This is a genomic window from Candidatus Uabimicrobium helgolandensis, from assembly GCF_041508025.1.
Classification (GTDB): Bacteria; Planctomycetota; Uabimicrobiia; order Uabimicrobiales; family Uabimicrobiaceae; genus Uabimicrobium; species Uabimicrobium helgolandensis.
In genome coordinates this window covers 2,864,833-2,876,547 of record NZ_CP165719.1, presented here as the reverse complement: position 1 = coordinate 2,876,547, position 11,715 = coordinate 2,864,833, and the positions used below count along the sequence as shown (strand labels likewise).

The following is an 11,715-nucleotide window of genomic DNA, read 5'->3' as shown; positions in this document are numbered from 1 at the left end:
ATTGGAAATGAATATTAGTTGAGAAGAGGTTTTTTGGTTTTCAACATATGTACTATGCGCTCTTGACTTTTCGGTTCAGAACACAATTCAACAAATGCTTCTCTCTCGAGCTCCAGAAAATAGTCTTCGCTAATCGGTGTGGCTGGATTTGCTCTTTCACCACCTGTTAGAACGTGAGCCATCTTCGTTGCAATAAAAGCGCCGTGCGGTGGTACTTGGTGTGCACGTAACAAGCCTTTTAAGTTTTCTTCTATTACATAGAAAGAACCACGACCAGCAAGGAGTAAATCCTGCGGTTTTTTGGCTTCAAAACCATCTACCATTTCAAGAGCCACTTCTTTTGCTTTCTGAATTTGCATATCTTTATCGAGAACAATAATATCATCTCTATTCAAAAAGCCTTTGCTCATAGCATCATGTGCAGAAGAAGAAACTTTTCCGTAAGCAATAAGTTCCAAAGCTTTCATTGTTGGCACAACCGGCCCTGGTCTTTGAGAAGCCATATTATTAATAAATTGTTTTATTAATAATAAATTCCCTGCTCCACCAGGAAGAAGTCCAACACCCACTTCAACTAAACCACCATAGAGTTCAGCAGCAGACACTCGTTTGTGACCAGCAAGAGTTACTTCCATCCCTCCACCAAGAGTCATTCCATGAGGGGCAACAACTACGGGAACAGAGGCATAATGCAAACGCATATTAGCGTCCTGAAAAGCCTTGCTCATGTCGCGAATTGCATCCCATTTCTTTTCTTTACACAACTCTAGGAGTAGCTGGATGTTTGCTCCAGCACAAAAGTTAGCGTTTTGGTTAGAAACAACCAAACACGAAAACTTTTTAGCGGCAATTTCTTCAAAAGCTTGTTCCATCATAGATACGACAAATTCATCAATAGGATTCATTGTCGGTACCATACGCGAATCAATCTCTAATAGCAAAGCGCCGTCTTCTAAATCGATAAGCCGCGCACTAACGTTCTCACGCAAAATATTTCCTTTGTGCTTGAGAGCAGCAATGGAAATGGCATTATTGTTTTTAGGTGCAGAAACAAAAGACTTTTTTTCTATATCAAAGAAGCTTTTACTAGATGCTGATTTTTTGTAGAAACTACCTGTAGTACTTGCCACTTCTTGTAAAAGATTTGGCACACTCATACCAGCAGCACGCATCCACTCCATCGATCGATCAAGGCCGATGGCATCTAAAGCTTCAATAGGACCTATTTCGCGGTTAAATCCCCATTTCATACCATTATCTATGGTAAGAACATCTTCGGCTATTTCACCGACAAGATCAATAGCATAAGCTGCTGTTGATAGAGTAATTTCGCGGCAAAATTTATGAATAGGGCTGTCGCCTTTTACCATTTGATATAAACGGTCTTCGATTTTCTGATAACTGCGCGCAACTTTAATTTCATCTAGCTTTATTTTTTTCGCTGGTTTGTATTCCCAACTTTTTATATCTAAAGCAAGAATTTTTCGCCCTTCTTTGCGGTAAAAACCCTTACCACTTTTTTGGCCGAGCATCTTGTCTTCGACCATACGCGCAAGGATAGGAGGGCACTTATATAAGTCGCGTTCTTTATCCTCAGGACAGTTATCATAAAGGTTTTGCGCAACGTGTAGAGTAGTGTCGTTTCCAACAAGGTCGCACAAACGAAGTGTTGCTGTTTTTGGGTTACCAATTGGCGGCCCAGTAATCGCATCCACTGTTTCTACATCAAAATTATACTTTTCCATAAGTGCCAAAGTTTTCATCAAACTATAAACACCAACGCGGTTAGCAACAAAGTTTGGTGTGTCGCGGCAAATGATAGTTTTTTTACCTGCCTGCGTAAAAAAACTTTGCAAAAAAGCGACCATTTCAGAATCAGTTGTTGCGGCCGGTATAATTTCGACTAAAGGAAGATAACGCACAGGGTTAAAATAATGTGTTCCTGCAAAACATTTTTTCATGTTGTCAGAAACATTCGCGATCATCCGATTTACCGATAATCCCGAAGTATTGGTAACAATCATTGAATCAGGCTTGCGGCTTGCATCAATTTGCGCCATCATCTTATCTTTAAGATCCTGTATCTCTGGCACAACCTCAACAACCATATCAGCTTTATGTAAGTGCTCTGCCATATCAGAATTACTGCGTGGGGTAATCTTTTTGGCAAGCCTTGGTGTATATAGCAGCGGTATTTTTGCTTTAGGATCGGCAAGTTTTTTTAGATTAGCCGCTGCAATATCTAGCTCAATATCATACATATCACATGTAATTCCCTGATTTGCAAAAAAAGCAGCAATGCCTCCTCCCATCACACCACTTCCTATAACAGCAACGTGATTAATGGTTTTTATTGGACTCATTCACCTCTCCTCTCCAATATAGTTGCTGCTCCTTGGCCACCACCAACGCACATTGTAGCCAGTGCATATTTTTTGTCTAGTTTTTCAAGAGCAGTAATCGCGGTACCAATGATTCTTGCTCCTGACATTCCTAGAGGGTGACCTAAGGCAATAGCTCCTCCAAGAACGTTGATTTTTTCTGTTGGCCAGTTGCCTTTGCGAATTACATACAGTGATTGTGCTGCAAAAGCTTCATTAAGTTCAATGACATCAATATCATTTAACTGTAAACCTGCACGCTTTAGAGCTTTATCAGTAGCCGGAAGAGGTCCCATTCCCATACGCTCGTGGTCACATCCAGCAACTGCTGTGGTCTTTACATATGCACGTATTTTTAAGCCTAATTCTTTCGCCTTATCTTCACTCATTAAGATAATAGCAGCCGCACCTGAGGAGACAGGAGAGGATGTCGCTGCAGTTACCGTACCATCTGCTTGAAAAGCTGGTTTGAGAGATTTGATTTTCTCAGCATTAGGCTCTTTCATACATTCGTCGCGATTAAAAATACTTCCATCTGGTAAAGTGATATCAATAACCTCTGAAGCAAAGGCATTTTCATCCCACGCCTTTAAAGCTTTCTTATGGCTATCCATAGCAAACTGTTCTTGGTCATCGCGAGAGATTTCAATGTCTCTTGCTAAGTTTTCGGCGGTGTCTCCCATGCCAATGTAAAAATTCTTTTCATTGAGTTCTTTATCATAAGCGGGATTATAACCACCCATTGGTACGCGAACCATGTGTTCAATACCAGCAGCGATTCCAATGTCACCTTTGCCACAAGCAATTGCATCGGCAATTACCATAACTGTTTGTTGTGAAGAGGCGCAAAATTGATTGACAGTAATACCTGCAACAGATGTTGGTAAACCTGACTTAATTACCATTGCACGTCCAACGTTTAAGCCATTTTCTGATTCAGGAAATGCACAACCTACAGCTACCATTTCGACTTGGTCTTTTGGTAGTTTATCGTTGCGTTCTAATAATTTAGCGATTACTTGAGCACCAACTTCTAAAGAAGTTAACTTGTTGAGGGCTCCTCCTTTTGCTTTTGAAATAGGAGAACGACCATAATCGACAATTACAACATTCCTAAGTTCCATAAATTTTCCCTTTGGTCTTTCTAGAAAATAGAGAATTTCAGTGACCTACCAAAATGAATTTTGGCAAGTCATTTACAATACCATAAATAACGAGTTTACAAAGTGAACAAACATTTGTTCACTTTGTTCATTACTTACACCATGCAAAACTATAGGTAATACTGTTCTTTTTCCAAAACAGCTTGGCCAATCACTCTTTTTAGAGGGAATACATTGCCATTATACTCAGTATGCGACAGCAACCATTCGAGATCATCGCGCGAACGATCAACATCGTATTCATAAGCGATATCCCAAATAACGCGGCGTGCAAGCGTGCGGATTTTTTCTAAGCGATCGACAGTAGTTACCTTGGCAACTGCTTCTTCGACCTCTGTATATTTTCCACTCTCTTTTAGGTAATGGCATCTGGCAATAACAGAATCGACAACATAAAGATGAATAAGCATATCTGAAACATGCTCTATCACTTGTTGTTGATTAGAAATATCTTTACCATAACGTAAGATTGCTTTTTCTACAAGGTACGCCGTAGCATATTTGGCTGCGTGTATACTTGCCTTTTCTTTTTCAAAAAATGTTCCCGCGTAGGAGTATTTAAACTCGCGTGTACGTAAAGCTTGTTGAATTTCTTCAGTGAATACACGGTAAGGAATTCCACCGCTATAAATAGTGCGTATTAAAAAATCAAAGATCACTAAACGATTGATATCGTTTGTTCCTTCGTAGATCATGTTGATAATACAATCACGAAATTCTCTTTCAACACTATATTCCGAAGTATATCCATAACCACCGTGCATTTTCACCGCATTTTCACAAATATGATACAGTTCTTCAGAACCTTCTACCTTGCAAATAGAAGACTCCATCGCAAAAGAGCGCACTGCTTGAATAATGCTTTCCGCAGAAAACCCCTGTGATTTCTGCTCATTGATCTTGTCATCGATGGGTGCTGCTGTACGAAAATTGATAGACTCTATGCCAAATAGACCTACACACATATCAGATAATTTTGCTAACTGCATGTCAAATTCAGCAAGGGAACGACCAAATTGCTTACGTTCCTTGATGTACTTGATCGTAGTATTTATAACTGTGCGTGCACCACCTTGTACGGCAAATCCAAGAGCCAAACGCCCAATATTCAAAATATTAAGAGCGATGTTTGCAGCATCACCAAGTTTCCCTAACAAATTCTCTTTTGGCACTTTCACGTTGTCAAAAGTCAAAGTTGTTGTGGAAGACCCTTTGATACCCATTTTCTTTTCTTCGGCACCTCTGGATACACCAGGCAGATCTAAATCAACAATAAGCGTCGAGTACTTACCTTCGATACGCGTAAACACAATAGCAACATCAGCCCATCCGCCATTGGTAATAAACTGTTTGCTGCCGTTTAAAATGTAGTGGTCATTTTCAAGATGAGCCTTAGTAGATCCACTAAGAGCATCTGAACCGCTACCTGGTTCTGTTAGGGCATAACAGCCCATATATTCACCTGTTGCTAGTTTAGGAAGATACTTTTTCTTTTGTTCTTCTGTTCCAAACAACAAAATAGGTTTTGTACCTATTCCTAAGTGCGCAATACAAGTCACTGAAAAACTGCTATGAAAACGACACAAATTTTCAGAAACATACATATCGGTCACTAGATCCATTCCCAGTCCGTCATACTCTTCAGGAATAGCAGCACTAACAAGTCCTTGCTCTGCTGCCTCGCGAAAAAGTTTAACTAAAACAGGAATACCATCTTTACCTACAGGCTTTTTATCTAAGTCATGAGGGCAATCTTCCACTTTACTTTGGCAAAAGTCGTAAGTAACTTTTCCGATTTCTAGTTGTTCTTCATTTAGCTGTTCTCTTGTAAAAATAGTTCCCGGAGGACAAGAAGAAACAAGAAATCCACCATTGCCAATGTTGTGGTTTTCGTCATGAGTAATAGCTTTTTCTTCAGAAACTGTTTTGGTATTAGTTTCCATGCACATACTCCTTTTTGTGTAAATTATAATTTTATGGTTTTATGACACAACGCGTCATTTTGATGGTTTACTATAGCAAATTTTTGTTTTTTGCATAGTAAAATACTCAAAATACACACTTTGTATCCCCATTATTTTAGCACAAAATTGATATTTTGGCTACGAGAATTTACATAAACCAACATTGAAACTAGAGAATATAAGTGCTACGCGGGCAAGTAAAAAGCAATAATTAATTACACTAGCTTCGCGAATTGGAACTTCAAGAATTATTTTAATTTTTTATGAATAAAACTGGCGATTAATTATCCAAATAGAGTGCTAGTACAAGTCGTTCCACTTTAGAATATTCGCCCATATTTATTAATGGAGATTTATATGAAAAATTTTATATTTATGTTTTTACTTTTAAATAGCTGTTTACTAATGGCTGTATTTCCCGATTTAAATTTTGAAGAAGCCTGCGAAAAAGCAAAGGCAAGCAACAAGATAATAATTGTTGATTTTTATACTGTGTGGTGTGGGCCTTGTAAGAAATTAGACAAGACTACTTGGAAAGATAAAAAAGTCATTAGCTGGTTAACAAAATACTCGGTTTCTCTGAAAGTCGATGCAGAAAAGCAAAAACAACTGGCCAAAAAATACAAAGTTAAAGCTTATCCGACAATCATCTTCATTGATATTTTGCAAAAAGAAATGGGGCGCATTGTCGGATATCGCAATGCACAAGATTTTATATCTGAAGCCACACAAATTCTCGATGGGAAAGATAACCTCACTCGTGCAAAGGATAAGTTTTTAAGTGGTGATAAAAATGATCCAAGGAATATCATGAAATATGCACGCGTTTTAAGACAAGAAAGAAAATACGATAAAGCGCTCAAAAAATTTTTATGGTGTTTCGACCACGCAGTTGATACAAAAGGGTTTTCAGGTGTGCGTAGATCTTTCTTGTTATCAGATATTTATAGTATGAAAGAAGAGTACCCCTTAGCAGTTGTTGAATTAAAAAATCGTATGCTTGTATGTAAAAACGAGCTACAGCAAAAACCTGACAACCAAAATTTATATGACTTGATAGCGCTAACAGACACCTTGAAAGAACAACATCATTTAGTTGAGATTTACTCTTTTTTTAAGAAACAACAGCTAGGCGCTTACAAAAAAAAATTAGGTACATATCTCCTTGATTATTTGCTTAGTCAAAAGAAATATAACGATATAATTGATGATACTCCGAACATACTAAAACATATCACTAAAAAAATAGATCGTTTTCACGAGAATAAAAAAATGGGTTTCTATTCCGAAGATATAACACCTTACATGAAAAACAACATTGTAAAAACAGGAGGAAAATACTACGAAGTGCTTTTGGCAATTGGTAACAAAGCACAAGCAACACTATTAGCCAAAAAAATTATTATTTTTTATCCTAAAGTTGCGACTTATCAAACACTTATAACTCATGCAAAAAATATCCAAGATAAAGAAGCAGAAAATTTTCTACGCGAAAAAGTAATTTCTTTACTACAATCAGAACAACAAAAAACACACAAGTAATTACAAGACCTTAATAGTTGAACATATCAATATGATGTGTCGTCCGTACAAATTATAATAAGTAGCCCATCAAAAGTAGTTACTCATTCAAGTTTGCTCTTTTATTTTCTAGTGAGCTAAAAAATAAAATTCTTGTATTTAACAGGTTATTGTCGGAAGGTATCGAATATTTTGATTGCTTTCTTACATCAACCTGCTTTTGTCAATTAGCTAATCTAATTGTTTACTTCGCGAGTTTGAAATTATTGCGGTGCCCAATTAAAGTGGCCTAATGATGACACTCTGTTGTTAGACGTGTGTTATCATTCACAGGAATAACAGATGTCGTTGAAATATTATCTTATATTATGATACTGCGAGTAGTATCGAGCTCGTTTCTGAGCCCGAGCCCGCTTCCGAAACATTCTAAAGGTGGTAGAAAAATAGAGCTTTTTGTGAGTTGTAACAAATACTTTTTTATTTAATCAAAAGCCTTGAAATCGGGATCGGGCTCGGAAACGGACTTGGAAAAATATTTTGAATGATGACAAGCTCGAGTAATATTTACAAAATCAAAGTGCCACTTCAATTGAAGAGCGCAATAACTTTAACAAACGGTGTTTCCTCTTAATTACTCAGTGCATAAATATGATTGTCATCCGCTCCAAAGTAGACAATTCCGTTATATATCGCAGGAGAGCTGTATCTTTGAATAGCTGCTTTTACTTTGAAGCGCCATTTCTCTTTTCCCGTTTGTGCGTCTATTGCATAAATATAATGGTCGAGACAAGTAACATAGACTGTTCCATCAGCCACAGAAGGAGAAGTGTATATAGGCCCTCCTACTTGAAATTGCCAAATTTCTTTACCATTATCTTCTCGTAGAGCGTATAAATTACCGTCACTACTGCCATAGTACAGTATTCCACGAGCTAAGGCTAAAGACGAGTATGTTTCGCTTTTTCCTTTGTACTGCTCTACCCATTTTTTCTTGCCATTTTTTGCATCTAAAGCATATATTTTATGTGAGAAATCGTTGAAATACAAAACGCCTTTATTGAGTATGGGAGAGGCCTGAATGCTGTCTTTAGAAGGAAATTTCCATATTTGTTTTCCTGTTGTCGCATTAAAAGCATACATATTGTCATCTCGCCCGCCAAAATAAACTATATTATCATGGATGGCTGCTGAAGAAAAAATTTTCTCTGCACTTTTAAAAGTCCATTTTAATTCTCTAGATTTACAATCTAAAGCATAAAAATAACCACTAAAATCACCAACATATAAAATATCATTTACAATTTTTGGTGATGCGTGTACTTCGTCATGAGTTTTATATGACCAAATTTTTTTCCCTGTTTCGATATTTAAAGCATAGATATTTTTATCAGTACTTCCACAATACACAACGCCTTTGTAAATTGCCGGTGCGGAATGAATATCTTGGTTGGTCGAATACTGCCAGTTTTTTCGTCCGCTTTGTAAATTAAAAGAGTAGATATTATCATCACCTCCTCCAAAATAAAGATTACCTTTATAAATAGTTGGTGTACATCGTACTTCTTGTCTAAAGCGTTGTTTCCATTTAATTTTAGGAAGAAGGTGCACACCGCGGGTCATATAGTGTCCTGTGTTGTACATACTTCCGCGAAAAACAGGTTCGACAAATTGTTTTTCTATTTTGGAACGTATAATTTGATATTTGTATGTTCTTTTATTTTTTTTGATGTCTACAATAGCTAACTTAAAATCATTTTTTCCGTACTTTAGTTTTACTGAATGCGAAAATGTTTTAGTTTTTGAATCCCACGATACATTTCTACTATTAAGTTTTACAAATGAAATAAGAAACTTATTTTCAATTGTACCACTGATTATAATTTTTTGTAAATCAGGAGGGACCGATACTGGCTTTTGTGGAGTTAGTCCTTTTGGGCTTGTAATAATAACGCGCTGTATTATTTGATCTTTTTTTAAAGCTATTTCCCATTCATCTTTTAAAACTTTAGCATTCTCAGGGGCTTTTCTAATTGCTTCTTCTAAATATTTTTTGCCCCACAACAGCTTGTTTTCATATAGAAATAACCATGCTAAAGCAAAAATAGTAGATTTTTTTTCCTTTTCTTTTTGCGATAGATATTTTTCAAGAGAACGTACATTTAAATTAAGAATACGAACCTGGAGTATTTCATTTTTGTAATTCTTTACGAATAACTCTCCCTTACGTATTTTTTGTAAAGTCCCACGAATAACTTGCCCGTTTAAATCGGACACTGTAATTATTTGTTTTTGTTTTTTATATAAAATGTTACTGAATTTTTTGAACGCTCTATTTATATTGTTTAGATGATATAAATAGTACTTGATTTGCTTAGAAACATTTGGTTCTCCTTGTTTGTGCATTTTTTTTACAGTCGAAAGTAGCGTATCAAATTTATGTTTGGCGATTTTTTGTTTAAAGTCATTCTCGTAAAATTCTTGCCATTCTTTCTCGGTAATTTTTTTAGGTTGTTTTTTGGGAAAATGTTTAATTTCCGGTACTTTTTTTACTTTAGAAAGATTTTCTATTTGTTTTAGTAAACTAGCAATAGATACATTTTTCTGTGAAATTTTGGAAATGATTTGAAATTCTTGATTGTTATAGATTTGTTTTTTGTAAGTATTATCGGTCTTTATCGCAAGTTTGATCTGCTTAATATTGCTCTGCAATTGCTGCTCGATCATAGCTTCGCTCGATTGCAGTTGTTTTTGTATTTCTATTTTAAATTGTGCGTTTTTTTGTAAAAAATCATTGCAGTTTTGCCATTGAATTGCATAACTTAATTTAGAGTTTACTGCTAAAAAATCTTGAAATTTTTGCCTATTTGCTTCTAACATCTCTTTCTGCAAATTTTTTTCGTTTATCACTTTTTGGGTTGGGGTTGAATTTTTTATTTGTGAATTGATCTCGTGAGACAACCACTGTGGCGTTAGCGTGAATTTTTGTTTTACGTTTTGCAGAAATACAATTATTTGCTTTTTTTCGTGTTCACTGGATTGTTGTTTCCACTGTTCAACAACTTTTTGAATTTCTAACCACAATTGAGTATTTCCTGTATCTCCTGTTTCATCAATCCATTTTATATAAAAGTGAAAAGCCGCAGAAAAATTCTGTTGTTCAAATTGGTTACGAGCTCGTTGTAAAAAATTATCTTCTTGAAAAGAAAACAAAAACGATACCCCAACGATGCTAAGTAGTAATAAAGTTATTAACTGATATATACGAGCATTTGAAGTAGTAGAACGGCGAGATTTTCTTTTCTTTTTGCGCCGTACTTTTGGTGAACCAGTACTCTCGCGCTCGTATTTTTTACGCAAACTACGAATATGTTCTAACTGTTGAGTATTTGGTCGAACTGTTGGCAGCCAAGCTTGTTGCTTGTTTTTCTTTTTGTTCTGTGAATGTTGCTCGTGGATTTTTTCTAGAGTATCTACTAAATCGGTGATATTTGCTATTCTTTGTTGAGGATCTTTGATCATTGCTTGCGAGAGAAGTGTTGAAATTTGCGAGTAAGGTTCGCGATTATTCACATTTAGATGAAGTTGTTCGCTTAGAGGAGGTAGATCCTTTGTAGCAATGGCCATCATTGTAGCAACTAGAGTTTCACTTTTAAAAGGAGATTGTTTTCTCCATAAGAAAAACTGATATAGAACTAAACCAAGAGAAAATATATCGCTGTTATTTGCTATTTCACCATCTATTTGCTCAGGACTCATATATTCAGGAGTGCCAACAGCGCTGCCAGTATTTGTCAAAGAATCCATATCATTCTTTACTGATTTTGCAATACCAAGATCAAGTACTTTGACGCATTTTTGACGTTCGTCAATAATAATGTTCATAGGTTTTATATCGCGATGAATAATTCCTGCATTGTTGATAATTTCAATGGCGCGCCCAAGTTGAATAGCAATAGCTAGTTGCTCAAGTAAGTTTAGACTTCCTGGTTTTTTCTCTAAAAACTCCTTTAGAGATAGACCTCGTACCCATTCAAGAACAATAAAGTATTGTTTTTCTACTCTAACATTTTGTGAAAGAGTGACTTGTTCAAGCTCTTCACTAAAGAAATCATAAGCTTTGACAATATTAGGGTGATTTATCTCTGACAGGAAAAGATATTCGCGACGGAATCTAGTAATAAGATCCTTTGTACTTCGAGAATTTGATGGAACAAGTATTTGCTTTATCGCTACTTTGCATCTGTTTTTTGTGTCTGTCGCTAGATATACGCATCCCATACCACCTTGGCCAAGAACTTTATCTAGTTTATACCTATTTTTCAAAAGCCTCTCAGGTTTTACCATATCAATTCCTCTTCATTTTGAGAACTAAGTGACAACTTAGTTTGGCAGAATTTTACAAAAAAATCTATCGAAAAATAGTAGCTAAATTGTTATTTGAAGTTTGCTGTGAGAACAAGAAAATGATACGCCTTTTGATTTTTGAAGCAAAAAATGAGCAACAAAAAATTGAAAGGTGTCACTTTTAGAAAATGCTGTTTTTCGATGTTATTTGTATTCAGGAATAGCAACGAAAAATATTTAGTAAAATATAAAAACTACCTTTTTTGCTATGGCCTATTTTCAAATTAAATGTTGTATGTATGCGGTTATCTATTATGATAAAGAGTGTCTAAATATAACGTT

General features: G+C 35.9%; 5 protein-coding genes. 1 reads left to right on the top strand and 4 read right to left on the bottom strand.

What is annotated here, in order from left to right:
• Nucleotides 1-14 precede the first annotated feature (14 nt).
• The 3 genes from UABHE_RS10440 to UABHE_RS10430 all read right to left on the bottom strand — a co-directional run bounded on the left by UABHE_RS10440 (nucleotide 15) and on the right by UABHE_RS10430 (nucleotide 5,487).
• Nucleotides 15-2,363, bottom strand: coding sequence for a 3-hydroxyacyl-CoA dehydrogenase NAD-binding domain-containing protein (locus UABHE_RS10440; protein WP_372370210.1), 2,349 nt, complete (start codon nucleotides 2,361-2,363; stop codon nucleotides 15-17).
• Nucleotides 2,360-3,505: an acetyl-CoA C-acyltransferase gene (locus UABHE_RS10435; protein WP_372370209.1), complete on the bottom strand. Its 1,146-nt coding sequence runs from the start codon at nucleotides 3,503-3,505 to the stop codon at nucleotides 2,360-2,362. Before UABHE_RS10435 ends, UABHE_RS10440 begins: the two co-directional genes overlap by 4 nt.
• 149 nt (nucleotides 3,506-3,654) lie before the next feature.
• On the bottom strand, nucleotides 3,655-5,487 hold the full coding sequence (locus UABHE_RS10430) for an acyl-CoA dehydrogenase family protein (protein ID WP_372370208.1): 1,833 nt from the start codon (nucleotides 5,485-5,487) through the stop codon (nucleotides 3,655-3,657).
• A 378-nt stretch (nucleotides 5,488-5,865) separates the two neighbouring features.
• Here UABHE_RS10430 and UABHE_RS10425 point away from each other — a divergent pair, with 378 nt between their 5' ends.
• A complete protein-coding gene (locus UABHE_RS10425; protein WP_372370207.1) occupies nucleotides 5,866-7,050 on the top strand; it encodes a thioredoxin family protein in 1,185 nt (394 codons plus the stop codon).
• 606 nt (nucleotides 7,051-7,656) lie between these two features.
• Here the strand turns inward: UABHE_RS10425 and UABHE_RS10420 are convergent.
• The gene (locus UABHE_RS10420) at nucleotides 7,657-11,373 is read right to left on the bottom strand and encodes a serine/threonine-protein kinase (protein ID WP_372370206.1); all 3,717 of its coding nucleotides are present in this window, start codon (nucleotides 11,371-11,373) and stop codon (nucleotides 7,657-7,659) included.
• Between the last annotated feature and the right edge of the window lie 342 nt (nucleotides 11,374-11,715).

Bases quoted from the DNA above. Each gene is read 5' to 3' on its own strand.
- UABHE_RS10425 (WP_372370207.1), top strand. From the start codon at position 5,866: ATGAAAAATTTTATATTTATGTTTTTACTTTTAAATAGCTGTTTACTA.
- UABHE_RS10435 (WP_372370209.1), bottom strand. From the start codon at position 3,505: ATGGAACTTAGGAATGTTGTAATTGTCGATTATGGTCGTTCTCCTATT.
- UABHE_RS10420 (WP_372370206.1), bottom strand. From the start codon at position 11,373: ATGGTAAAACCTGAGAGGCTTTTGAAAAATAGGTATAAACTAGATAAA.
- UABHE_RS10430 (WP_372370208.1), bottom strand. From the start codon at position 5,487: ATGGAAACTAATACCAAAACAGTTTCTGAAGAAAAAGCTATTACTCAT.
- UABHE_RS10440 (WP_372370210.1), bottom strand. From the start codon at position 2,363: ATGAGTCCAATAAAAACCATTAATCACGTTGCTGTTATAGGAAGTGGT.